20 protein-coding genes are annotated in these 24,061 nt (G+C 67.3%); 10 read left to right on the forward strand and 10 right to left on the reverse strand.

Annotation, left to right across the window (positions count from 1 at the left end):
• Window positions 1–47: 47 nt before the first annotated feature.
• The 5 genes from LK10_RS07135 to LK10_RS07155 all read right to left on the reverse strand — a co-directional run bounded on the left by LK10_RS07135 (window position 48) and on the right by LK10_RS07155 (window position 5,430).
• A complete protein-coding gene (locus LK10_RS07135; protein WP_043121691.1) occupies window positions 48–1,196 on the reverse strand; it encodes a glutamate--cysteine ligase in 1,149 nt (382 codons plus the stop codon).
• An 83-nt stretch (window positions 1,197–1,279) separates the two neighbouring features.
• Window positions 1,280–2,278: an aldo/keto reductase gene (locus tag LK10_RS07140; protein WP_043121694.1), complete on the reverse strand. Its 999-nt coding sequence runs from the start codon at window positions 2,276–2,278 to the stop codon at window positions 1,280–1,282.
• A gap of 247 nt (window positions 2,279–2,525) precedes the next feature.
• Window positions 2,526–3,635, reverse strand: a complete 1,110-nt coding sequence (locus LK10_RS07145; protein WP_043121696.1) for an ABC transporter substrate-binding protein — start codon at window positions 3,633–3,635, stop codon at window positions 2,526–2,528.
• Between the two features lie 65 nt (window positions 3,636–3,700).
• Window positions 3,701–4,543 (reverse strand): ABC transporter permease, encoded by an 843-nt coding sequence (locus LK10_RS07150; RefSeq protein WP_197061881.1) that lies wholly within the window; start codon window positions 4,541–4,543, stop codon window positions 3,701–3,703.
• Between the two features lie 29 nt (window positions 4,544–4,572).
• Window positions 4,573–5,430, reverse strand: coding sequence for an ABC transporter ATP-binding protein (locus LK10_RS07155; protein WP_081998356.1), 858 nt, complete (start codon window positions 5,428–5,430; stop codon window positions 4,573–4,575).
• Between the two features lie 256 nt (window positions 5,431–5,686).
• Here LK10_RS07155 and LK10_RS07160 point away from each other — a divergent pair, with 256 nt between their 5' ends.
• Both LK10_RS07160 and LK10_RS07165 read left to right on the forward strand, forming a co-directional pair.
• Window positions 5,687–7,306 (forward strand): ATP-binding protein, encoded by a 1,620-nt coding sequence (locus LK10_RS07160; protein ID WP_043121701.1) that lies wholly within the window; start codon window positions 5,687–5,689, stop codon window positions 7,304–7,306.
• Complete coding sequence (locus LK10_RS07165; protein WP_043121704.1) at window positions 7,303–7,974, forward strand: response regulator transcription factor; 672 nt, start codon at window positions 7,303–7,305, stop codon at window positions 7,972–7,974. The genes LK10_RS07160 and LK10_RS07165 overlap by 4 nt, the downstream gene beginning before the upstream one ends.
• Window positions 7,975–9,646: 1,672 nt before the next feature.
• Here the strand turns inward: LK10_RS07165 and LK10_RS07170 are convergent.
• Window positions 9,647–10,246 carry a helicase associated domain-containing protein gene (locus LK10_RS07170; protein WP_043121706.1) on the reverse strand — a complete coding sequence of 200 codons (600 nt, stop codon included), beginning with the start codon at window positions 10,244–10,246 and terminating at the stop codon, window positions 9,647–9,649.
• Between the two features lie 72 nt (window positions 10,247–10,318).
• On the reverse strand, window positions 10,319–11,740 hold the full coding sequence (locus LK10_RS07175) for an MFS transporter (RefSeq protein ID WP_156144083.1): 1,422 nt from the start codon (window positions 11,738–11,740) through the stop codon (window positions 10,319–10,321).
• Between the two features lie 432 nt (window positions 11,741–12,172).
• On the opposite strand from LK10_RS07175, the gene LK10_RS07180 reads away from it, so the two are divergent.
• The 3 genes from LK10_RS07180 to LK10_RS07190 are packed head-to-tail and all read left to right on the forward strand — an operon-like array spanning window position 12,173 to window position 15,880.
• A complete protein-coding gene (locus LK10_RS07180) occupies window positions 12,173–13,162 on the forward strand; it encodes a LacI family DNA-binding transcriptional regulator (protein ID WP_043121707.1) in 990 nt (329 codons plus the stop codon).
• A gap of 19 nt (window positions 13,163–13,181) precedes the next feature.
• Entirely contained in the window at window positions 13,182–14,399 is a 1,218-nt protein-coding gene (manD, locus tag LK10_RS07185; protein ID WP_043121710.1) for a D-mannonate dehydratase ManD, read from the forward strand.
• A 2-nt stretch (window positions 14,400–14,401) separates the two neighbouring features.
• The gene (locus tag LK10_RS07190) at window positions 14,402–15,880 is read left to right on the forward strand and encodes a mannitol dehydrogenase family protein (protein WP_081998357.1); all 1,479 of its coding nucleotides are present in this window, start codon (window positions 14,402–14,404) and stop codon (window positions 15,878–15,880) included.
• Here LK10_RS07190 and LK10_RS07195 read toward each other — a convergent pair whose 3' ends face one another.
• Entirely contained in the window at window positions 15,881–16,264 is a 384-nt protein-coding gene (locus LK10_RS07195) for a nuclear transport factor 2 family protein (protein WP_052207060.1), read from the reverse strand.
• Window positions 16,265–16,523: 259 nt separating this feature from the next.
• Here LK10_RS07195 and LK10_RS07200 point away from each other — a divergent pair, with 259 nt between their 5' ends.
• Window positions 16,524–17,300 carry a glycoside hydrolase family 16 protein gene (locus LK10_RS07200; protein ID WP_081998358.1) on the forward strand — a complete coding sequence of 259 codons (777 nt, stop codon included), beginning with the start codon at window positions 16,524–16,526 and terminating at the stop codon, window positions 17,298–17,300.
• Between the two features lie 366 nt (window positions 17,301–17,666).
• Window positions 17,667–18,401, forward strand: a complete 735-nt coding sequence (locus tag LK10_RS20790; RefSeq protein ID WP_052207061.1) for a helix-turn-helix transcriptional regulator — start codon at window positions 17,667–17,669, stop codon at window positions 18,399–18,401.
• A gap of 15 nt (window positions 18,402–18,416) precedes the next feature.
• On the opposite strand, the gene LK10_RS22820 is transcribed toward LK10_RS20790, so the two are convergent.
• Window positions 18,417–19,079: an NUDIX hydrolase gene (locus LK10_RS22820; protein WP_052207062.1), complete on the reverse strand. Its 663-nt coding sequence runs from the start codon at window positions 19,077–19,079 to the stop codon at window positions 18,417–18,419.
• A gap of 171 nt (window positions 19,080–19,250) precedes the next feature.
• Here LK10_RS22820 and LK10_RS07215 point away from each other — a divergent pair, with 171 nt between their 5' ends.
• Complete coding sequence (locus LK10_RS07215; protein ID WP_052207063.1) at window positions 19,251–20,321, forward strand: alpha/beta fold hydrolase; 1,071 nt, start codon at window positions 19,251–19,253, stop codon at window positions 20,319–20,321.
• Here LK10_RS07215 and LK10_RS07220 read toward each other — a convergent pair.
• Window positions 20,241–20,867 carry a TetR/AcrR family transcriptional regulator gene (locus LK10_RS07220; RefSeq protein WP_052207064.1) on the reverse strand — a complete coding sequence of 209 codons (627 nt, stop codon included), beginning with the start codon at window positions 20,865–20,867 and terminating at the stop codon, window positions 20,241–20,243. The genes LK10_RS07215 and LK10_RS07220 overlap by 81 nt on opposite strands.
• A 250-nt stretch (window positions 20,868–21,117) precedes the next feature.
• On the opposite strand from LK10_RS07220, the gene LK10_RS07225 reads away from it, so the two are divergent.
• Together LK10_RS07225 and LK10_RS07230 are read left to right on the forward strand one after the other, a co-directional pair.
• Window positions 21,118–21,951, forward strand: coding sequence for an SDR family NAD(P)-dependent oxidoreductase (locus LK10_RS07225; protein ID WP_043121712.1), 834 nt, complete (start codon window positions 21,118–21,120; stop codon window positions 21,949–21,951).
• Entirely contained in the window at window positions 21,948–24,005 is a 2,058-nt protein-coding gene (locus LK10_RS07230) for an acetate--CoA ligase family protein (protein WP_043121714.1), read from the forward strand. Before LK10_RS07225 ends, LK10_RS07230 begins: the two co-directional genes overlap by 4 nt.
• Window positions 24,006–24,061 lie beyond the last annotated feature (56 nt).

Consider the following 24,061-nt stretch of genomic DNA (forward strand, 5'->3'; position numbering starts at 1 on the left):
GCGCGTACCCAGGCAGGGCCTCCCCCAGCCTGGGCAGGCGCTAGGGGCTAGGCGCTCAGGAAATTCGACGCCCGCCGGACAACGCTCAGCGCGACCCTGCTGCCGTCGTCCCACGTCCCCTCCGGCGACGCCGTGCGCTCGAGCGCCATCCCCACGGCGGCGGCGAGGCCCCCTGCCTCGGCAGCGAGCCGCTGCGCCCGGGCGCCTGTTCCCCGCGCGAGGACCTCTGCGATAGCACGCTCCGTCCGGCGGAACTCGTCGGCCTCGCGGAGCACGGGGGCAACGTGGGCGAGCAGCGCGTCGACCGCATCCGCAGCGGGGACGGGGAGGAACGTCGCAGGGTGCACCAGATCGCCGTCCAGTCCTGAACGGCTCGCGCGCCATGCCGCGAGCCGCAGAAGGGCGACCGAAGTACCCAAGGGGGCAACGCCGTCGTTCGCCTCGCGGGCCGCCGTCTCAACCAGCGCGCGCACGAGGACTGCCACGAGGGCCGAATCGGCGGCGAGGAGCGGCACGTCGGCGACCCGGATCTCGACGGTCGGATGGAAGCGTGAAAGGCGCGCGTCGAAGTAGGCCATGCCCTCGTCGAGGATCGCGCCGGTCGCGATCATGGCGTCGACCCGCTCGCGGTAGGCACCCGCCTCCCCGTAGACCTCCTGAGGGCCGGAGGAGGGCCAGCGGTTCCAGGCCTGGGTCCGGAAGCTCGAGTAGCCGGTGTCGATGCCGAACCAGTACGGCGAATTGCCCGTGAGAGCGACGAGAACCGGCAGCCATTCGCGGATCCGGTCCAGGACCGCAACGCCCTCCTCGGGCGAGTCCACGCCGACGTGCACGTGGAGGCCGCATGTGAGCTGCTCGCGCGAGATGAGCCCGAATTCGTGGTTCATCCGGGCGAAGCGATCGTTGGGGGTCAGGGAGCTCTCGACGGGGAGCGGCGAGGTTGCAAGGGCCGCAATGCGGCCGCCGCATGCGCGGGCCGCCCTGTCCGCGAGCCGTCTGCCCGCGTACAGGGCGCTGAGGATCTCGTCGTGATCCCGGCATGGCACGGTCTGGATCTCGATCTGCTCGAGCTTGAACTCGTGGGACATGTCCTGGGGCCTGCCCGCGACGGCGAGCATCCGGTCGGCGAGCGGAAGGGCCTGGCCGGTCGTGGGATCCACGACGAGCAGCTCTTCCTCTACCCCAAAGGTGCGCATGACGACATTCTGCCCGCAAAAGGGATCTTGACACGACGTGGGCACTCCCGCGGGCCAGTGCCCGCGGGAGTGCCCGCGGAACGTCAGCCTTGGTCGATGCTGCTCATGTCGCCGTAGCGGGAGCCGACGACGGCGCCGCGCGGCACCGCTTCTTCCAGCGCCTCGCGATCCTCGTCGGAGAGACGGATGTCGCGTGCGGCCGCGTTCTCCTCGAGGTACTTGACCCGCTTGGTCCCGGGAATCGGCACCACGTCGTCGCCCTGCGCCAAGACCCACGCAAGAGCGATCTGGCCCGGCGTGACGCCCTTCTGCTCGGCGATCGCCTTGATCTGGTCAACGAGACGGAGGTTCTCCTCAAGAGCCTCGCCCTGGAATCGCGGGAAGTAGCGGCTGCTGCGGGAGTCGCCGTCCTTCGAGAGCGATTCGGCTGTGATGCGACCCGTGAGGATGCCGCGGCCCAGCGGCGAGTAGGGCACGAGGCCGATGCCGAGCTCACGGATCGTCGGGAGGATCTCGTCCTCGAGGTCACGCGTGAAGAGCGAGTACTCCGTCTGCAGGGCGGTGATGGGATGTACGGCGTGCGCGCGCCGGATGGTCTGCGGCGACGCCTCTGAGAGGCCCAGGTGCCGCACCTTGCCTGCCTGGACGAGCTCGGCCATCGCGCCCACAGTGTCCTCGATCGGGACCTTCGGATCGACGCGGTGCTGGTAGTAGAGGTCGATGTGATCCACTCCGAGCCGGGCAAGCGAGGCGTCGCAGGCCGAGCGCACGTACTCGGGGCTTCCATTGATGCCGAGCCGTTCGCCGTTCTCTCCCCGCACATTGCCGAACTTCGTCGCGAGCTGCACCTCGTCGCGGCGGCCCGAAATTGCCCGGCCCACCAGCTTTTCGTTCGTGAACGGCCCATACATGTCAGCGGTGTCGATGAATGTGATGCCGAGGTCGAGGGCACGATGGATGGTCTCGATGCCCGAGGCCTCGTCCGGTGCTCCATAGAACTCCGACATGCCCATGCAGCCGAGGCCCATGGAGGAAACGGTCAGAGGGGAAACGGTGCCTAGGGTTCGCGTCTGCTCAGTCATGCCTCCAGCCAACCCCTTGGGGTGCGCCCCGCGTCAAGTCCTCGGAGCGACTCCCGGTGTTTTCCCAGCGGGAGGTGACCAACAAACGAGCCCGCACCCGCAGGAGGTGACCAACGAACGAGTTCGCACCCGCCGGAGGTGACCAACAAACGACGACGGCGGGCCCGCACCCAGGGAGAGGTGCGAGCCCGCCGCTTCCCCCGGGCCCGATGGGGGCGCGGCCCCGGGGAGTTATGGAGCGCTTGCGTCAGCCGTTGTCACCGGCAGGGGTCGAGCTTGCGGTGTAGCCCTCAAGCTTGAGCGCGGCCTCGGCGTACTTGTTCGTGAAGGTGTCCGCGTAGGTGATCTTCGAGGTGTCGACGCCGATCGTCTTCTCCTCGTCAAAGATCGTCTTCGGACCGCCAGCAGGCATGATGCCGTCGGGCAGGAACTGGGCCTTGTCCTGGTTCAGGCCCGAGATGTACTGGTCCTTGGTGATCGTGCTGTTCTGGACGAAGGACTGCGGGAGCTTGTCAGCGATGTCGGCAGCGGAGTGAGTGCTGATCCAGTGCATCGTGTCGACGAGCGCGTCCACAACCTTCTGCGCCGTGTCCTCGTTGTTCTTGACCCAGTCTGCACGGGCCAGGAGCCCAGCCGAGGGCAACGTACCCCCCAGTGCAGCCTTCGCGCCGTCGGACGTCGCAAGGTCAATCGCGGGAACAGCGAGGTTCTTGCTCTCAAGCGCACCGACCGTGGGCTGCGTCGTCATGACGCAGTCAGCGGAGCCGCGCTGGATAGCTGCGATAGCGGTGGCTCCGGCGCCGACGGCGATGGTGTGGTAATCGTTCTTCGACAGGCCGGCCTTCGCGGCGATGAACTGGGTCAGCTCATCCGTGCCGGAGCCGAGGTCGGTAACGCCAACAGTCTTGCCCTTCAGATCGGCACCGGAGTGGACGTTGGCCTTGGGGCTGCACATGATGCGCTCGCCCGGCGCGCCCGAGAGCTGCACGAGGTTGATGACGTCCTTGCCCTTGGACTGGAAGTCGATGGTGTGGATGTACCAAGCACCGGCCAGATCAACCTGGCCCGAGGCCATGGCGTCCTCAGCCCCGACGCCGCCCTGCTGCTCGGTCGAGAGCTGCATGTCCACGCCGTACTTCTTGTAGTAGCCGAGGCTCTCTGCGAGCTGGTACGGGAGGTAGATCTGCTTGTCGATGCCGCCGACCATCATGGTGACCTTGGGCATCGAAGAGTTGGCACTGCTGCTGGAGCCCCCGCTGGCCGAAGAGCTGCTGCCTGCGGTGTTGCTTCCGCAAGCTGCGAGCGTCAGAGCAATCGCTCCGGCTGCGGCAACAGAGTAGATGGCGTGCTTCTTCATTGGCGCACTTTTCCTTTGTTCTGATTCGGGTGTTGTGATGGAAAATCTCATTGGCAAATCTGCGATTAGATTGCCTGGGCCTCAGAGCGGTTCGGCGGTCGCCACTTCAAGAGCGAATGCTCCAGAAGGCTGATGAGGAATTCTGCGACAAGCGTGACGATGGCGATGATCACCATGCAGGCGAAAACCGTATTCGGATCGAACGTCCCCTGCGCCTGGCTGATGATCAGGCCCACGCCCTTCTGGGCGCCGAGCACCTCCGCGACGAGGGCGCCGATGATCGCGAACCCGAACGCGGTGTGCAGGCTCGCGATGATCCACGTCATCGCCGAGGGAATCGTCACGTGCACCGCGACCTGGAACGGCGAGGCGCCGAGCACCCGCACGTTCGCTACGAGATTCTGATCGACTTCGCGGACGCCCTGGAAGGCGTTGAAGAACACGACGAAGAAGACGAGAACTGCCGCGAGCAGGATCTTCGGGAAGACCCCGAGGCCGAACGCGACGATGAAGATCGAGCCGAGCACGATTCGGGGAATCGAGTTCACGATCCGGATGTACGGGCCGATGACCGAGGAGAGGTACTTGTTCGAGCCTAGGAGGATGCCGAGCACGATGCCCACGAACGTGCCGAGCAGGAAGCCGAAGAACGCCTCCTGGACCGTGACCCAGAGGTTGTCCCAGATGCTGCCGAAGGCGGTGCCCTCGGTGAACAGCTTGACGAGGCTGTCCCAGATCATGGAGGGCTGGCCGAAGAAGAACTTGTCGACCCAGCCCGCCTCGGTGAACCACTGCCAACCGCCCACGACGATGATGGCAAGGGCCGCGCGGCCCGCCCACACCGCCGTCGTACGGCGCCGGGCCTTGCGGCGTCCCGCCGCCTGCAGGTCGGTCGGTTGCTCAACCACGGGAGTCCTTGCCTGCCTAATTGCTGTTGTCATGCTGCTGCACCTGCCGTTCGGGCGTAGGCCCGGGTCACTTCGTCCTTGAGGGAGTCCCAGATCTGGCCTTCGAGCTCGAGGAACCGCTTTTCGTGCCGGATCTCCTGGACGTTGCCACGGGGCCGCGGCAGGTCGATGTCGAAAATGTCCTTCACGGAGCCCGGGCTCGTGGTCATGATGACGACGCGGTCGGAGAGGGCGACCGCCTCGTCAAGGTCGTGGGTGATGAACAGGACCGAGGGCCGCAGCTCCTCCCAGAGCTTGAGCAGCTCGTTCTGCATGATCGCCTTCGTCTGCACATCGAGCGCGCCGAACGGCTCATCCATGAGCAGGATGCGGGGGTTGTTGATGAGGGCCGCGGCCATGGCCACGCGCTTGCGCATGCCGCCCGAGAGCTGGTGTGGGTAGCGGTCCTCGAAGCCGGCGAGGCCCACGCGGCGGAGCCAGTCCATCGCGAGCTCGGTGGCCTCGCGCTTCGGCGTGCCGAGCAGGATCGGGCCCATCATGACGTTGTTGAGCACGCTCTTCCACGGGAACAGCGCGTCCGCCTGGAACATGTAGCTGACGCCGCTCGTGATGCCGTCGACGATGTGGCTGCCGACCTTGACCGAGCCGGCGCTCGGCCGCTCGAGGCCGGAGACCTGCGCGAGAGTTGTGGACTTGCCGCAGCCGGTCGGCCCGACAATCGAGCAGAACTGGCCGGGCTCAACCGAGAGGGTCACGTCCTTGATGGCCGTGAACGTTTCCCCCTTCGGAGTCAGGTAGCGCTTGGTAAGACCGGTGATTTCGATGCCGGCGGGCTCGTCGGCTCGGCCGGGAGCCGCCGGCGCGCGGCGGGGATGATTTCCACCCATGGTCAAAGACCTCTCTGTCTTTCGGGAAAGAGCTCTGCGTCTTTCGGTGCAGGTTGGCTGCGAATCGACATCACCGCGTAATTTGCGCGGATGCCTTTGATTGCGGGATCCTTTCTATGTACCCGGTGAGCTGAATCACAGCGACTGGTACAACCGTAGAAAGGACCACGAGGGTGCGGCCAGAGTTGCGCGGATTGCGAGGATTATTAGCTTTCATTCACGTTTTGAGCCTTTTGATCATCCAAGGCCCATCACGATGAAAAACCCTCGAAAATGGTGGCGCGCCCGGCCCGTTGCGTCACAGATTCTCGTGTGGACGCTGTGCATCCTGTTGCTCACGGTCGCCCTCGGCGGCTTCGTCACGAGCCAGATCACCCGCCAAGTCCTCGACGATCAATACCGCCTCCGCGCCCTCGGAATTGCGACCACCGTTGCCCAGATGCCGGAGATCGTCTCTGACCTTGAAGCGAAGGACCCCAACCACCAGATCCAGGCCCTCGCCGAACAGGTGAGGCTCCACGCGCAGCCGGACTACGTCGTCGTCACTGACCGGAACGGCGTCCGCTATTCCCATCCGAACCCCTCGCTCATCGGCAAGCGCCTCGAAGAACCGGTCGCGGTCTTGGACGGCCAGACTCACCTCGGAACGGATCCCGGAAGCCTTGGCAATTCCGCGAATGCGAAGGCACCGATCTTCGATTCGCACGGCAACGTCATCGGCGAAGTCTCGGTGGGCATCCTCGAGGCCAACGTGAACACGGCGATCGGTCGCGAAGCCGGGCTCATCGTCGGGTATTCAGCTCTGGTGCTGCTCATCGGAGCCGTCAGTTCGCTCCTGCTCGGCAGGGCGATCAAGCGTGCGACGTTCGGGCTCGAACCGGCGGAGATCGCCTCGCTCCTTCAAGACCGCGAGGCGCTCCTCCACGGGATCAAGGAGGCCATGATCGGGCTCGACGACAACGATCGCGTCACCGTCATCAACAACGAGGCCCGGCGCCTCCTCCAGCTCGAAGGAAACGCGTTGGGGCAGAAGATCGACGAGCTTCTGCCCGGCGGACGGCTCCGCGACATCCTCACGGGCAGTGAGACTGGCCCCGACCAGGCGGTGCTGACCGATGACGCACTGCTCGTGGCGAACCGGATGCCTGTGAGCGTGGGCGGCCGGAGCATCGGGGCCGTCGTCACGCTACGCGACCGCACCGAGGTCGAAGGTCTCGTGCGCAACTTGCGCTCGACGGAGGGGCTCATGGAGGCACTGCGCGCTCAAGAGCACGAGTACGCGAACCGGCTGCACGTGGTGAGCGGCCTCCTCGAGCTCGGCGACGTGGATCAGGCGCGCAACTTCATCTCAGGCATCGCGGACACCTCGCGCTCTCTCGGCGAGGGCCTGCGTGGCCGCGTCGAACCGCCCGAGCTCGCGGCCCTCATCCTCGCGAAGGTCACGGTGGCGGGTGAGCAGGACGTCGAGCTGACAGTGACCGACGATTCGCAGCTCCGCCAACCGTTCCTCGCCACGCAGGACCTCGTCACGATCGTCGGCAACCTGCTCGACAACGCGGTCGACGCCGTCGTGGGCCAGCCCGCACCCCGCGAGGTTACCCTCCAGCTCGACGACTCGTCCGGGATCTTCATCTCGGTGACCGACAACGGCCCCGGCGTCCCCGCCGAGGCGATCGACGCCGTCGTACGCGACGGCTACACCACGAAAGTGCCGCGCCCCGGCATGCGTCGCGGCATTGGGCTCGCGCTCGTGGCGCGGATCGTGCACCGCGCGGGTGGCACGATTGACGTGTTCGCCGGACCCGGCGGACGCTTCGAGGTATGGGTGCCGGCACCGGCGCCGACCCATCAGGCGGAAGGAGCTGCGGCTCTATGATCCGGACCCTCGTGGTCGACGACGACTACCGGGTGGCGCGAATCCATGCCGCGCACATCGGGCGGGTTCAGGGGTACGAATGCGTCGGCGAGGCGCACACGGCCGCGGAGGCGCGCGACGCCGTCGCCCGCCTCGAGCCCGACCTCCTGCTACTCGACGTCTACCTGCCCGACGAGGACGGGATCGCCCTGCTGCGCTCCCTCCGCGAGACGCACGACGTCGACGCCATCATCATCACCGCCGCCCGCGACGTCGCGACCGTGCGGGCCGCGATGCGCGGCGGTGCCGTCTACTATCTCGTCAAACCGTTCGGCTTCGACCAGCTCACCGCGCAGCTCGCGGCCTACCGGCGGTGGCGCACCGAGGCGGAGTCGCGGCTCATTTCGGGCCAGAACGACGTCGATGCGCTCTTCGCGGCGCGGCACGCACCGACGCCGGCACCCACCTCGCGGGGCCTCCCGCCGACCATGCAGAAGGTGCTCGACGCCGTTCGCTCGGCTGAGCGGCCACTCGGCGCGCAAGACGTCTCGGAGCTCATCGGGATCTCGCGCCCGACCGCGCAGCGCTACCTCAGCGAGCTCGAGCGCAAGGGACGGCTCGAGCTCACGCTCGAGTACGGGACCACGGGGCGCCCGGTCAACACGTACGTGGTGCGCCCGGGAGCGTGACGGGGGCCGGGGGCCAGGGGCCAGGGGCGCGGGGCTGCTGGACTGTTTCGGGTACGCGAACTCACGCCCCACCCCCTTCCGGGTACACCAACCCACGCCCCACCCCCTTCCGGGCACACCAACCCACGCCCCACCCCCTTCCGGGCACACCAACTCACGCCCCGCCCCCTTCCGGGTACACCAACCCACGCCCCACCCCCTTCCGGGTACACCAAGATCGACGGAGCCAAGGGCATGCGACAGTCGGGCGCCCGATTGGCGTCCGGCACAGCCACAGCGGCACTGCATGACCGTCCCGGACCGCCACAACCGTCGCTGAGAGGCATTACCGTTGCTGCGCAGCACCGATCCTGCCTCTAACCGGCGGTCTTGCCGCGAAGCACCGATCATGCCGACAGACAGTGACCGTGCGGGCGGACGAACGGTATAGGAAGAAGCCGGTCACGTACCGCCGGAACTGGATGTTGCTGCCAGAACTGTGGCGGCGGCAGAGGGGTCAGGCGCAAAAGAGGGGGTCGTGAGCGGCGGAAGTGCAGCTTGCCGGCGGAACCAGGTCGCACGCCGTCCCCAACCGCCACAACCGTCGCTAGAAGGCATTACCGTTGCTGGCCAGCACCGATCGTGCCTCTAACCGGCGGTCTTGCCGCGAAGCACCGATCATGCCGACAGACAGTGACCATGTGGGCGGACGAACGGACAGGTAGAAGCCGGCCACGTACCGCCGGAACTGGATGTTGCCGGCGGAACTGAATCTTGCCGGCGGAAGTGCAGCTTGCCGGCTGAACTGCGGCGGCGGAGGGGGTCAGCCGCAAAAGAGGGGGTCCTGACCGGCAGAAGTGCAGCTTGCCGGCGGAACCAGGGCGCACGACCGTCCGGGACCGCCACAACCGTCGCTAGAAGGCATTACCGTTGCTGGGCAGCACCGATCCTGCCTCTAACCGGCGGTCTTGCCGAGAAGCACCGATCATGCCGACAGACAGTGACCGTGCGGGCGGACGAACGGTACAGGAAGAGGCCTGTCACGTACCGGCGGAACTGGATGTTGCCGGCTGAACTGAATCTTGCCGGCAGAACTGTGGCGGCGGAGGGGTCAGCCGCAAAAGAGGGGGTCCTGACCGGCAGAAGTGCAGCTTGCCGGCGGAACCAGGGCGCACGACCGTCCCCAACCGCCACAACCGTCGCTGAGAGGCATTACCGTTGCCGGGCAGCACCGATCGTGCCTCTAACCGGCGGTCTTGCCGCGAAGCACCGATCATGCCGACAGACAGTGACCGTGCGGGCCGACGAACGGTGCAGGTAGAAGCCGGTCAGGTACCGCCGGAACTGAGGCTTGCCGGCGGAACTGTGGCGGCGAAGGGGGGCAGCCGCAAAAGAGGGGATCCCGACCGGCGGAACTGAGGCTTGGCGGCGGAACTGTGGCGGCGAAGGGGGTCAGCCGCAAAAGAGGGGGTCCCGACCGGCGGAACTCAGGCTTGGCGGCGGAACTGCGGCGGCAGAGGGGGTCAGCCGCAAAGGAGGGGATCCCGACCGGCGGACGTGAGGCTTCGCGGCGGAGTTGAGGTGAAACGGCGGCGGCGAGCCAACCGGCGGGTCAGAAGCGAGGGTTCCCAAGGCCAAGCAGGGTCCCCCGCGCCCAGCAGACGCCCAAGCCCGGCCCTCACCGAGCCCCGTCTCACCAGGTGCGGCGGCTCGCCGAGCGAAGTATCTGCCTCCGGTTCCTCACAGCCGCGTGCGTCCGCCCGATCTTGGCCGCGATCTCGGCGAGCGAGAGGTCCGCGTTGAGCACGAGGTCCTCCTCCTCTGGCGACCAGGGCGCGCGGTGGCGTTCGTCGTCGGCCGTTGCACGGTTCCGCCTCCGGGGCCGCGCTTCATCCAGTTCCTCCCCACCGTTCTCGGCCCACCACGCGTCACCGGGCGGGAGCACCCAGGTAGGGCCGAGCGTCGTGGCGAGCGCGTCCTGCTCGAGTTCGGGGAGCCGCCCCGCCTGTTCCCGCCGTCGCTGGCGGAGGAGCCACACACCGAGGGACCGCTCGGCAGGAGTGATGATCCCGCCGGTCTGCGGAAGGCGGCCATTGGCGGATTTGAACTCGGCGACGGCGGAGAGGCGCCGCTGGAACTCGGGGCGAAGTACGACGGCGGAACCGCGCACCCGCGCTGGCGGCGTCACTGAGGAACCTGGCTCCGAAAGCTCCACCGCCGCCGCTTCAGGCACGCCAGCGAGCTCGCGCAATTGCATCGCGAGTTCACGCAAGACGTGGGGTTCCAGAGTCATCCCTTCGAGATTAGCCCCCTCACGAACAAAAAAGGGGCCCAGTTGGTGCCGGGCCCCTTCATTGTTCGCCATCTACCCTTCCGATGGACCGCCTTCGACGGCTTCGCGGACGACGCCGCGTGCCGGGATCGGTTCGATCCTCCCCATGAGGAGGACGTACGAGGCGAGCCCGCCGATAAGCGCGATGCCGCCAATGATGAACGCGTAGAAGAAGTGCCCGGTCGCGTCAACGACGAAGCCGGTCACGATCGGAGCCGCGACCCCCGCGAGGAGGTTCACGCAGTTCACGATCGCCGCGAGCGAGCCGGCGCTGCCCTCGGGGGCGATGAGCGCAGGGAGGGAATTGCTGGTGACGTATACGAGGGCGATCCCGGCGCTGCCGATCGCGATCCAGATGATGGCAACGACCGGGGTGTTGCTGAAGGCCGCGCCGACCGTGAACAGGGCCACGATCATGCCCGCCACGAGAATCCCCTTGCGCACCTTGTCCGGGTTTGCACCCCGGCCGATGACGCGGTCAACCCACCAACCGCCGATAGTCATCTCCGAGACGAACATGGCGAAGGCCGGAACCGCGGCGTAGATGCCACTCTGGAGCACGCTCTGGTTCATGCTCGTCTGCATGTAGCCGGGAAGCCAGGTAAGCAGCATCCACAGCACGTAGCCGGCGCCCGCGAGTCCGAGCGAGAGCCCCCAGACCTTGCGCTGGCGGAGGAGGTAGCCAACCGTGGCCCAATCGCTGGACGGGCGGATCTCTTCGCTCGAGGCGCCGCCATCGACGATGTAGCCGTACTCCTCCTGCGACATCCGCCCCTTCGCGAGGCGTGCCTTCGGGCCCGTATACCGCCAGAGGAACGCGACGAGGAAGACGACGGAGAGGGCGGCTTGGAGCCAGAACGCCTCGCGCCAGCCCCACGTCGCAACGGTGAACGCGATGAGGGGCAGCCCGATGACGTTGGCGAGGCGAGTCCCGCTGTCGAAGATTGCGGTGCAGAGGCCGCGCTCATGCCGGGGGAACCATTGGCCGGTGGCCTTCATCGCGCCGGGGAATGCCGGTGCCTCGGCGACGCCGAGCAGGATTCGTGCGACGACGATGATCCACGCGCCGGAGGCAAGGGCCGTGAGCACCGAGGCGATCGTCCACAGAATCGCGCTCCCGCCCCAGATCTTCTTGACGCCGAAGCGATCGAGGAGCATTCCGGACGGGATCTGCATGATCGCGTAGGACCACAGGAACGCTGAAGAAAGGATGCCGAATTCGGTGGCCGTGAGCCCGAAGTCCTCGGTCAGGGGCTTCTGGGTGACCGAGATGGAGAGCCGATCGACGTAGTTGATGAGGATCCCAAAGCCCATGAGCAGGGCAATGCTCCAGCGTGCTTTGCCCCGCGGCCGGGCAATAGCCCCAGCCGGGACCTTGGCGGCAGTCTGGACTTGGGGTTGAGAGTGGTGCTTCCTGCCCTCGTGAGGGGACTTCTTGGAAAGCTGAGACGACACAGCTAGCTCCTAAGGCTTTGCGGGAATCAGTTGCAGAAACGAGTGATTCCTGAGCCCAGGGCTTGTGGCCACAACCCCGCCCGATGGCCGCGTGCGGCCTTCGGAATCGGGGCCACACGGGCGATCAGGAGACGAGAGCGCCGGCTACGCTGCCGGCTCTCGCAGCGCGCCGAACTCGCTTTCAGCGCGCTGATTGGGGTGGGGGTCACGGGGTTGCCATTCTCGTGGGAAAGAGGAGTTCGTTGTGAACTGCCTCACGCTGTATGGACGATTCCAGCGTAGACAGCACAGGAGCGATTCCACAAGAGGAAATCCAATTTCCACATAGCGAGAGGAATCGGACCCGTTCCAACATCCGAGCTCCGATGAAAGCCATCTGATAATCTTGCACAAACCTTGCCAAACCGACCGTCGGGAACCGAAGGAGGCCCCATGCCCGCGACCCTCACCGATGTCGCCAAGCGCGCGGGCGTCTCCCTCGCCACCGCTTCGAGGGCCTTCAGCGAGCCGGCCAGGCTCGCGGCCGCGACGCGCGAAAGGGTCACCGCCGCGGCCGAGGAACTCGGCTACGAAGCCCCGGGCCAGAGCGGCCCTCGCTCGATTGGCGTCGTCGTCCCCGACGTCGCGAACGCTGTCTTCGCTGCCCTCATCAAGGCGATCCAAGAGCGCGCGTGGCCCGGGCGGCACCCCATGCTCCTCGCCGACACGGCCGAGTCCGCCGACCGCGAGCGCGAACAGGTGGCCGCGCTTGCCGCGGTGGCGGACGGCGTCGTCCTCTGCTCGCCTCGCCTGCCTGCCGACGAACTCCGCCGCCTCGCCGGGGCGGTGCCTGCCGTCGTCGTCAATGGCGAAGCCGAGCGCGCGCCGAGCGTCCTCCTCGACGCGGGCGACGGCCTCCGTCAGGCCGTCGAGCACCTTTTCGCGCTCGGTCACCGCAAGCTCGCCTACGTGCCCGGGCCGCCAACGTCGTGGGCCGACGCCCAGCGCCTCGAGGCGGTGACGCGGCTGTGTGCGGAGTGGGAGATCAGCCTTGTCGCGGTGGGTCACCAGAACGCGACGGTCGACGGCGGGTTGGCGGCTGCGGCGTCGGTCGTCGCGAGCGGCGCCACGGCGGCCATCGCGTACAACGACCTCGTGGCGATCGGCCTGCTCGCGGGGGCGCGGCAGCTCGGCAGGCATTGCCCGGAGGATCTCAGCGTGGTCGGGATCGACGACCTCGACGTCGCGGCGGCCGCCGAGCCAGGGCTGACGTCGGTGCGGATCCCGATCGAGCGCGGCGGCGCCCTCGCACTCGATCTCCTCCTCGAGCAGCTCGCCGGCAAGCCGCGCCCGGCCGGATCCGTGCGCCTCGGATCCCAGCTCATCGTCCGCGGCTCCACATCCGTCCCTCCAAGCGCCCCCGTCCCCCCCAAGAAGAAGTGAGCCCGAAGAAGAAGTGAGAATGACCCGCCTTATTGCCTCCGTCGACGTCCTCATCACGAGCCCGTCGCGCAACTTCGTCACGCTCAAGATCACGACCGAGGACGGGATCGTCGGCTGGGGTGACGCGACGCTCAACGGCCGCGAGCTCGCGGTCGCCGCCTACCTCCGCGACCACCTCGCGCCGGCGCTCATCGGCCGGGACGCGGACCGCATCGAGGACACGTGGCAGTTCCTCTACCGCGGCGCGTACTGGCGCCGCGGACCCGTCACGATGGCGGCGATCGGCGCCGTCGACCTTGCCCTGTGGGACATCAAGGGCAAGGCCCTCGGCGTTCCCGTCTACCAGCTCCTCGGCGGGGCCGCGCGGGACAAGGTCCTCACCTACACTCACGCGACGGGCTGGGACCTCCCGGAGCTCCTGGACTCCATCGAACGACGGCGCGAGCAGGGCTTCCGCGCGGTCCGCGCCCAGTCGGGCGTGCCGGGGCTGGACAAGGTCTACGGCGTCACGAAGGGCGCAGCGAGCTACGAGCCGGCGGGCCGGGGCGGCGGCCCGGCCGAGGAGGTTTGGGACACCTCCGCCTATCTGAGGCACGCGCCGAAGGTGCTCCACGCCGTGCGCGAGCACGTCGGCCCCGAGCTCAAGCTCCTCCACGACGTGCATCACCGCCTCACCCCCACGGAGGCCGGCCGGCTCGCGCGCTCGCTCGAGGACGTGGACCTGTTCTGGCTCGAGGACGTCATGCCCGCGGAGAACCAGAAGCTCCTGCGCGCGGTGCGCGACCAGACCACGGTCCCACTCGCGATCGGCGAGGTGTTCAACACGATCTGGGACTGCGAGCAGCTCCTGAGCGAGCGGCTCATCGACTACATCCGCACCGCCGTCGTGCACGCGGGCGGCATCTCGCACGTGAGGAAGATCCTCGCCCTCGCCGAGGTCTACCAGGTCAAGGGCGCCCCGCACGGGCCGTCGGACGTCTCCCCCGTCAACCTCTCGGCGTCACTTCATGTGGGCCTCGCGACGACCAACTTCGGCATCCAGGAGTACATGGGCTACGACCCGCTCGTCTCCGAGGTCTTCCGCAGCAGCTTCACCTTCGAGGACGGCTACCTGCACCCCGGCGACGAGCCCGGACTCGGCGTCGAGATCGACGAAGAGGCCGCCGCACGCTTCCCCTACTCCCCCGCCTTCCTTCCGATCGCGCGGGACCTCGACGGCACCATGAAGGACTGGTGAGCGTGGCGGCTTCTCCCCTCCCTCGCCTTTCCGGAGCGTACGACGGCGCACCCCAGCGGAGCGGTTTGCGCCCTGGGATCGTTCACCTCGGCTTGGGCAATTTCCACCGCGCGCATCAGGCGGTCTACACGCGCGCTGCGTTGGACGCGGCGGGCGGCGACTGGGGCATCGTGGGTGTTGGGAGCCGCTCGGCGTCCGTCCCCGATGCGATGCATGCCCAGAGCATGCTGTACACGGTGGTGGAGATCTCGCCCCAGGGCGAGTCTTTCTCGATCCCCGGGACGCACACTGACGCTTTCACGGCAGCGGCGGAGCCCGAGCGGGTCGCCGCGACAATCGGGGCAGCAGAGACGCGCATCGTCTCGCTCACCGTGACCGAGAACGGCTACTACTACAGCCCGCGGACGGGGCACCTAGCGGTCGACGATCCCGCCATCCAGCGCGACCTCACCGACGCCGCCCGACCGACGACGCCGATCGGCCAGATAGTGCGCGGGCTCCAGTCGCGGGCCCGAGCCCACGGCGAGTCGATCACGGTCCTCAGCTGCGACAACCTCGCCGAGAACGGCCGCCATACGGAGCGGCTGGTGAAGGAGTTCGCCGGCCTTCTGCCCGCGGCGGAGGCCGCCGAGACCCTCGCGTTCATAGAGCGGCACGTGACGTTCCCCTCGACGATGGTGGACCGGATCGTTCCGGCAACCACCGAGCACTACCGGCGCCTTGTGGCCGAGCGGTGCGGCTATCGGGACGAGGTCCCCGTCCCGGCCGAGCCGTTCACGATGTGGGTCCTCGAGGACCGGTTCGCTGCGGGGCGCCCCGAATGGGAAGCTGGCGGGGCCGTGTTCTCCGACGAGGTCTCTCGGTACGAAGAGCTCAAGGTGCGGCTCCTCAACGGCACGCACTCGCTCATTGCCTACCTCGGCGCCCTGACGGGAGCCGCGACGATTCCCGAATCCGTGCGCCAGCCGCAGGTCGAGGCCGCCGCCCGGGCCGTGCTGCGCGACGAGTACCGCCCGAGCGTGACGGCACCGCGCGGCGTCGACCTCGACGCCTACGAGGAAGAGCTCTTCACGCGCTGGCGCAACACGGCGCTCGGCCACCGGACAAGCCAGGTGGGTTCAGACGGGTCCCTCAAGCTCCGCCAGCGCATTCCTGTGCCGGCACTCGCCGCGCTCGATTCCGGCCGGACCCCGCACTTCCTCGCTCTGACCGCCGCCGCGTACCTCGCGTGCCTCGCTCCCCTGCCCGGCTTTGATCCCGGACCTCACGCTGCAGCGATGGTCGACCCCGCTCGGACGGTTCTCGCGCGCCAGGCAGAATTGTCGTCGTCGTCCGCCGAACTAGCGCGCCGTGTGCTCGGTGAGCAGCACTTGCTCGGCGAGGAACTCGCCGGCCGCGACGAGTTCATTGCCCGGACGGGCGAGCTCCTCGACGTCATCCGACGGCACGGCGCGCTCGCCGCTGCCGCCCAGGCTGGGTGATCAGTGGCCTCCCGCGGCCAAGTAGTCCGCGGCGTTGTAATGAAGGCGGATTGTCTTGATGATTCCGTCCTTGAACTCGAAGAATTCTGCAAACCGGACCGTGGCGCTGGGGAGGACGGCGTCGTAGAGCACCGCGGCGCCGTCGTCCGTTGCGACCGCCTCGATGAAGGTGATCTGGCGGACGGCCTCGATGAAACCCTTGACGCCGCGGGCGAAGCGGTCCGCTCCCGAGACTTGGCCTGCAAGTGGCCCGTCGAAGGTGAAGTTCTCGGCGAGTAGCGGAATGAGCTCGCCGCCCTCGCCGTATCGGTCGATGCCGCCTAGGAGGATCGCGTAGTAGGAGCGGAGCGCGGCCGAGGTGTCGATTATGCCTTCTGCGGTCATGGGGCCCTCCTGGATTCCGGTTCCTCTGACCAGTCTGGGAACCGCACCGAATACGTACAACTACGTATTGCCCGAAAATTGCCGCGAGCGGAGCATTTACCACGGAAGCGCCGCGAGGAGAGCGCTTCAGAGTCGACCTTCGTGTTTCAACTATCCGAGGTTTCCGCTGCGGCTCCGGACACCAGGCACGGCCGGTCTCACCGTTGCCAGCCAAACTTCCCTCCCCCGGCACACTCGTCGGCCTTTGATCGGGGAGACCATGAGAAAAGAAATCCTCGCATTCGTCACTTCTTCTGCCTTGCTGTTCGCCACACTCGCGGCGACCTTCTCAATAACCACTCCCGCAGCCGGCGCCACCACCTCCAGCACAGACGGGACGCAGGCCGCCGTCGTACTCGGCTGGGGGCCTGTGATCAACGGCGACGAGTTCAACTATGTCGGAGCACCAGACCCCACCAAATGGAAGGTGTACAGCAGCCCTGGCCAGAACGGCAACGGCATCCGAACCGCCAAAGCGTGGTACGTGAATGGCTCCGTGGCCCAAGTGACCGGCGACTCGAGCGGCAACACGGGCGGCATGTCGGCGATCTTCGACAGGAATATCGCCCCGTACCAGCGCATCGAAGCCCGCATGCGCACGAATCAACGAGACCCCCAGTACCACCCCGTCCTCATCCTCTGGCCGGATAGCAATACGGGATGCTCGGAGATCGACTACGCCGAAGGCACCTCGAACACGTCCCAGATGCATTTCTGGCTCCACTACCCCACGTGCGGCCTGCGCAACTCCGCCACCGTGACCATCGATACGACTCAATGGCACAATTACGCGGTCGAATGGTCGCCCAGCGGTATTCGCGGCTGGATCGACGGAGTGCAGTGGTTCAACGACACGAGCGTCGCCGCGCAGTCCATGACCGCGCCCATGCATGAGACAGTCCAGCTGGACTGGTTCCCCGCGGGCTACACCTCTCCACCACAGCTCTCGTGGATGCAAATTGACTGGATCCGCCAATACGCTCCCCCAGCGCAATGACGGGCCTCTACGCCGATGCCTGTCGCCAATTGAGCCGATAGCTTCCGATACCCTCTAGTGCGCCGTTCCCCGTGCGGCGCACTAGAGTTCTGCGCCGCTGGCCGCGCTTTTTCAAGACTCCGGGCCCTGAATTCGGAAGCTTCATACACCCGACACCGGAGGATCGCTTCTGTTACCGCACCGGCTAAAACAATTGGCGGCGGAATCTCAGGACTCGAGCCCTTGGGGGCGTTCATTCGAGCGCTCGGCGGCCTTCATCGGAAGAGGTGGACTTTTCGCGTTCTTCCGTCGATAAGGGCTTGTAGCTGTACCGCGCCCTCCCTACTCTCTTGCCATCCGATCGAGCAGAGAGTCGGGAGGCTTGCCATGGAGCCACACGCCCAACTGGCAGCCAATCTCTTGGAGCTCACTGACTCCGACCAATACGTCAGGGCAGCCAGCGAACTTCTCTTCAAACTCTTTCCCGGCGAGAACGTCGCATGGAACGTGCTCGATGCGGCCGCTCCGACCGCCGAAGTCCGCGTTTACCCGGAAAGCCCGATGGCCGATGCTGACGTTTCCCGAATCCTGCTCGATCTCTGGGAAGACCATCCCCTCGTGCTCAGCTACCTGGAGGCCAGGGGCGAAGAAATCTGGGCTGCGCGGCGACTCAGCGACCTCGTGACCGATGAGCAGCTCTACCGCACCCGCGCCTATCGGGAGGGGCTCGCCCTCTTGGGAACGAACAGGCAGCTCTCCTTCTTGGCCCAGAAGACCTCCCGGCTCCAGATTCAAGGTTGGACGATGAACAGATTGGGCACCGACTTCACGGACGACGAGGTGGACCTTGCTCGGCATATCCAACCCGTTCTCAGGCTTCTCGAGGTGGCCCGATCCGGCGTGCGGCTTTCCACCCGGTGGGAAGGGGTCGCCGAGGAGCATGACGTGACGAGCAGGGAACAGGAGATACTGCGTCTCCTCAGCAAAGGCCTCACTGGGATGGCGATCGGCCATCTGCTCGGAATCAGCCCGAGGACGGTTGCCAAGCACCTCGAGCACGCCTACTCCAAACTCGGGTGCACCAACCGGATCGAAGCCCTCAGGGTGCTCCGGGGAGACTGACGAGCGAAGGTCGTGTCACCGTCCGACGAAGTCGGGCTCGAGGAGGCGGCTCAGGTCGACGTCACGCCCTCGGAGCACGACCTCGGCAAACTGCCAGAGAATCGCGCCAGTGGGCGCGTGGATGACCATGTCATGGCGCAGAGGCATCTGGAGAAGGGTGCCCTCGGGGGTCTCGCGCCATCGAGGAACGCTCGGCGCGAGCAGGCGGGCCACTGGGATCGGGTGGAGCGAGGCCACTTCCGCAACGCTCCGCCGGAACTGCCGGATCCCCGGCGCGGCCACTACCCACGGGGTGATGACGTGGCCGGTGCCCGTGCTGATGTCGTCAAGGCGACCGAGGACGTCGTCGTGCTCGCACAGCAAGCCGGTTTCCTCGGCAAGTTCCCGGAGTGCGGCCGCTTCGCTCGACTCGGACGGCTCCACTCTTCCCCCTGGAAGCGCCCACTGGCCGGCATTGCGTCCTCGCGGAGCTCGTTTGATCACGAGCACGCAGGGGACGCCGGCACGTTCGATCAGCGCGACTACCACCGCCGCCTCCCGCACGTGCGTGGCGCGGGGCACCTCGCGATACGGCCGGCTGGCTAGCCGTTCGCGGGCCTGCACGGCCAACTGATCGAGCGAAAACAGAGCGCCCGGGTCGGTCTGGTCAGCTCTGGATTCGATCTCCGCTGTAGCCATTGATGCCTCCCTCTCAAACGCCCTCAAACTACCGATGATCTGACTCGTGCGTCAATGCTTCTTCGGAGCCTAGATAGGCCGCACGCAAAGCGATTGACACCCTCGATCCGGCAAAGGAGAATCAGAGGCTGACTCAAGAGTCAGAATCACCGAAACACCGAGGAGGGTGCTATGGCTCAGCGCAGTAGCCCGCCGGGCAGCTCAGCCATCACCATCGACTCGACGGGGTTCGATCCCCTCGGCCCTACCGTCCATACCTGCCGGTTGGCCTCCGGGCGGCACGTGCGCTACATCGACGAGGGCCACGAATCGTGGCCAGTCGCACTCGTCTTCGGCGGCGCCGGCACCTCGGTGCGCGCCCTCCGGCTTCTGGAATTCGCACGCAGCTTTCGGCAGGAACTGGGCGTGCGGCTCATGTCGGTCGAGCGCAACGGCCTCGGCCTCACGCCGTACGATCCCGACTGCGGGCCCAGCGAACACGCCAAGGACGTATGGGAACTCCTGGACAGGCGCGGGGTCCGGCAGATCGCGGTTGTCGCCATTTCGGGCGGCGGCCCCTACGCCGCCCACGTCATGGCCGCCCGGCCCGAACGCGTCACGAGCGTTCATCTGGCCTGCGCGCTCTCTGACCGCGGAGCAGGCGCACCGCTGCAGGTCGAGCTTGATGCAGTCCTTGCAGATCCTGTCGGATGGTGGGCCTTCCCCCCATCGAGTCCCGTTCACCGCATCCCCGGGTTCGCCGCCTCGGCCGTCGAGGAGGCAACCCACGCCCTGCTCGCACGCGGCCCATCCTCGGGACCCGATGGCCTCCGCCAGGCATTGGAGCTCTACGCACATGGGGAGCTGCCAGACCTGTCCGGGCTCAACGCGCCCGCGTTCCTCTACTGGGGCGCCGACGACGTCGTGGTGCCGAGCGCGCATCTACGGCGGTGGGAGGAGGTGCTTCCCGGGCGGCGCCTCGTTCGGCTCTATCCCGGGGAGGGCCACGTTGTGCAATACCGCCACTGGGACCAGATCCTGTGCGACGTCGTCCATGGCGGCAGCCGGACCGTGGTCAGCCGCGAAGGCAAGACCTGGCTGCTCCCCGCGGAAGCCGCCGCGCGGGAACTCGACCTTGGAGCGACCCTCGGATTGGCGGCCTGGGAGCCGCGCGCGGAACGGTCAGGCGATGAGTGCGCTCTGGACGAAGGCGATGAGCACCTCACGCATCGCTGTGACGTTCAGGCCCGGGGAGCCCGTTAGCACCTGGATCGCCGCACCGTCGGTCATCGCCGTGAGCTGCATGGCGACCAAGGTCGGATCGATGTCGGTGCGGAACTCGCCGTCTCGCTGCCCGCGCTCAATGATCCGTTCGACGGTCTCTCGCCACCGCGCATAGAACTCGTTGTGTTCGGCCCTCAACTCGGGGCGGACGGCAGCCTCAGCCCAGAACTGGACCCAAACGGACCACTCATCCCGGACCTGGCCGATGCGGGGCAACTGCATGTCGATCAGCTTGAGCAACCGCTCGCGCGCCGAGCGGATGTTCTTGAGCTCGGCGCTCTGCCTAGCGAACGCGCGGGTTATCGCATGATTGAGCGCGAGGCGGAGGACGTCGCTCTTGCCCGGGAAGTAGTAGTGGACCGCCCCCGTGCTGCTGCCGACGATCTTCGCGATGTCGGCGATGCGCACCGCGTGGTATCCGCGTTCTGCGATGAGCTGGGCGGCGGCGTCCAAGATCGCAGCCTTGCGCAACTCGTCATTGGACCCCCGGGCGCCGGTGCGGTCTTCGCGAGCAGTCTGAGTCACGTGCGGTCTCCTTTCGACCAGACAGGGAAAGCCTACCAACGTCAGAGTCAGGAGAGCCATATCTGACGCGAGCGTCAGATATGCAGGAAGCGCACCCGCCAGATCCCCTAAGTGGCGGGATCCGCGGGATTCCGGGCATAGGCGCCCATAGACCGATCTGAGATCCGAAAACCACCTCTACAAAACCCTTGACACCCCTCGCCAAAGAGCGTTGACTGACTGACCAGTCAGATCGGAGGTTTTTCAAGCCATGACTGTTGCACCAAGACCCGAAGAACGCGAAGTTCTTCATCCCGACGCGCTGCGGGGCAAAGTCGCCCTCGTGACAGGCGGAGGGACCGGAATCGGTCGGGCGACGGCGCTCGACCTCGCCCGTGCCGGCGCCGACGTCGTCGTGGCCGGGCGCCGGCTCGAGCCGCTCGAGAAGGTAGTCGCCGAGGTCGAGTCCCTTGGGGCTCGGGGCCTCGCCGTCGTCACCGACGTGCGGGAAGAAGACCAGATCGCTGCGCTCGTCACTCAGGCCCTGGATCAGTTCGGCCGCATCGACATCCTCGTCAACAACGCGGGCGGCCAGTTCAGCGCCGCGGCCGAGGACATCACCCTCAAGGGCTGGCGCGCCGTCCATCGGCTCGCCGTTGACGCCACGTGGGCATTGACCCGCGAGGTCGCGACGCGCTCCATGATCCCGAACCGATCAGGCGTCGTGTTCTTCATCGCGTTCTCGCCGCGCCGGGGCATTCCGGGCTTCGTCCACGCCGCGAGCGCACGCGCCGCCATCGAGAACCTCGCCGCGGGCCTCGCGCTCGAGTGGAGCCAGTACGGTATCCGCAGCATCTGCGTCGCCCCCGGCACGATCGCGACGGAGGGCCTCGGAGACAATTACACAGACGAGGACCGCGGCCGCTGGGCGGAGGCGGTCCCGATGGGCCGGCTCGGCTCGCCCGAGGACGTCTCCGGGCTGATCGCCTTCCTGGCCTCCCCCGGCGGCTCCTACATCACCGGAACAACGATTGTGGTGGACGGAGGCGCCGATGCCTGGGGCATCGGACACGCTGCACCGGCCCCAGAAGGAGGCCAGCAATGAAGACGGCCATGCAGCGAGACATCAACGCACTCTTCGATGCCCGATCAGTCGCCATCATCGGCGCGAGCAACGACCACACGAAGTACGGCAACTGGCTCAGCGTCCAGGCCCTTCGCATGCTGGAAACGCACACCGTCCATCTGGTCAATCGCCGCGGCGAGCCCGTCCTCGGTCGCCCCACGGTGCGGAGCCTCGCGGAAGTCACAGAACCTGTCGACCTCGCCGTGATTGCCGTCCCCGCGCAGTCTTTCGAGGCAGCGGTCGACGACGCGCTCCTCGCCGGTGCGCGGGCGCTTGTCGGAGTGACTGCAGGTTTCGCGGAGACCGGAGTCGAGGGGCGCGCCGCCCAGGAGCGCATCGTTGCCAAGGTCCGTGAGGCGGGCGCCGTCCTGCTCGGTCCGAACTGCCTCGGGGTCATCGACTCGACTGTCGGCCTCACTCTCGCTTCGAACCCGCTTCCCGCCGGGCCGGTGACGCTCCTGTCGCAGAGCGGCAACATGGCTTTGGAACTCAGCCAGTTCCTCGCCGAACACAACCTCGGGTTTGCCCGGTTCGCCTCCCTCGGCAATCAGGCTGACGTCGGTGTCTCGGACCTGATCCGCTCGTGCATCGACCACGAGGGCACGCAGCTCATCGCGGTCTACTGCGAGGACTTCCGCGACGGGCGTGACTTCGTCGCCGCGGCCGCTGCGGCGCGGGAGGCCGGCAAGCCGGTCGTCCTGCTGACGGTGGGCGGCAGCGAAGCGTCGGTGCGCGGTGCACAGTCGCACACGGGCTCGCTCACCTCCGATACGGCCGTGATCGACGCCGCGTGCCGCGCGGCGGGCGTCTACCGCGTGAGCAGCCCGCGTGAGCTGGCCGGCGTCGTCGCCATGCTGCTGAGCTGCCCGCCAGGCCCGGTGCGTTCTGTCGGCGTGCTCGCGGATGGCGGTGGGCACGCGAGCGTCGCCTCGGACGTCGCGACTGCCGCCGGCCTGTCCGTCCCCGAGTTCGCGTTGGGGATGCAGGCAGCGCTGACCGCTGAGCTGCCTCCCTCCGCGGGCGTCGCGAACCCCGTCGACCTTGCTGGCGCGGGGGAACAGGACATCACTTCCTTCGGCCGGGTCCTCGAGACGATGCTCGCCGACGCCGACGTCGACGCAGTGCTGATGACCGGCTACTTCGGCGGTTACGGCGAGTACGGCGAAGGCCTCGCGCGGCGCGAGATCGAGACGGCGCACCGGCTGGCCGAGATCGCACGGCGGTATCAGAAGCCCGTCGCGGTGCACACGATGCGGGCCGCCTCGCCCGCGGCGCGGGTGCTGGTTGAACAGGGCGTTCCGGTCTTCTCGGCCGTCGAGGATGCGGCCAGGGCGCTCGGGATCCTCTCCCGGGGCGCCAGCGCCCCACGCCCACCGCTCGAAGTGCCTGCCGCGGCGCCAGCGCTCAGCGACAGCTATTGGGAGGCGAGGGAGCTGCTCGCCGGCGCAGGTCTGCGGTACCCCGCGGCAGAGCTCGTGGGTTCCGCCGACGACGCCGTCGCGGCGGCCGAGCGCACCGGGTACCCGGTCGTCTTGAAGGCGATGGGCATCCTCCACAAGTCCGACGCCGGTGGGGTCGCCCTCGGCCTTAAGGACGCCGTCGCCCTCCGCGCCGCCTTCGTCACCATGGACACACGGCTTGCGGCTCCGGCCTATTGCGTCGAAGCGATGGCCGACCTCAGCGACGGCGTCGAGCTCATCGTCGGGGTGCAGACGGATCCGCGATTCGGTCCCGTCGCCATGGTGGGGCTCGGCGGAATCATGACCGAGGTCCTCGAAGACGTCGCGTTCGCCCTCGCTCCGATCGACGCCGATTCGGCGCGCGAGCTGCTGGAGTCGCTGCATGCTGCCGCAATCCTCCATGGCGTCCGCGGGCGCCCCGCCGTCGACATCGAGGCAGCGGCGGCAGCAATCGCAAGGGTCACCGAGCTCGCGGCGGCCCATCCGGAGATCGCAGAACTCGAAGTCAACCCGCTGCTCGCGAGCCCTTCGGGGGCGCTGGGCCTGGACGCCCGCATCGTCCTTGCCCGCTGAAACCCCCAGATTCCCCCCGAACCCAAACAAGACCTGTGCCCGGCACCGGGCGCAAA

The organism is Sinomonas humi (assembly GCF_000802235.1).
In the GTDB taxonomy this organism is placed as follows: Bacteria; Actinomycetota; Actinomycetes; order Actinomycetales; family Micrococcaceae; genus Sinomonas; species Sinomonas humi.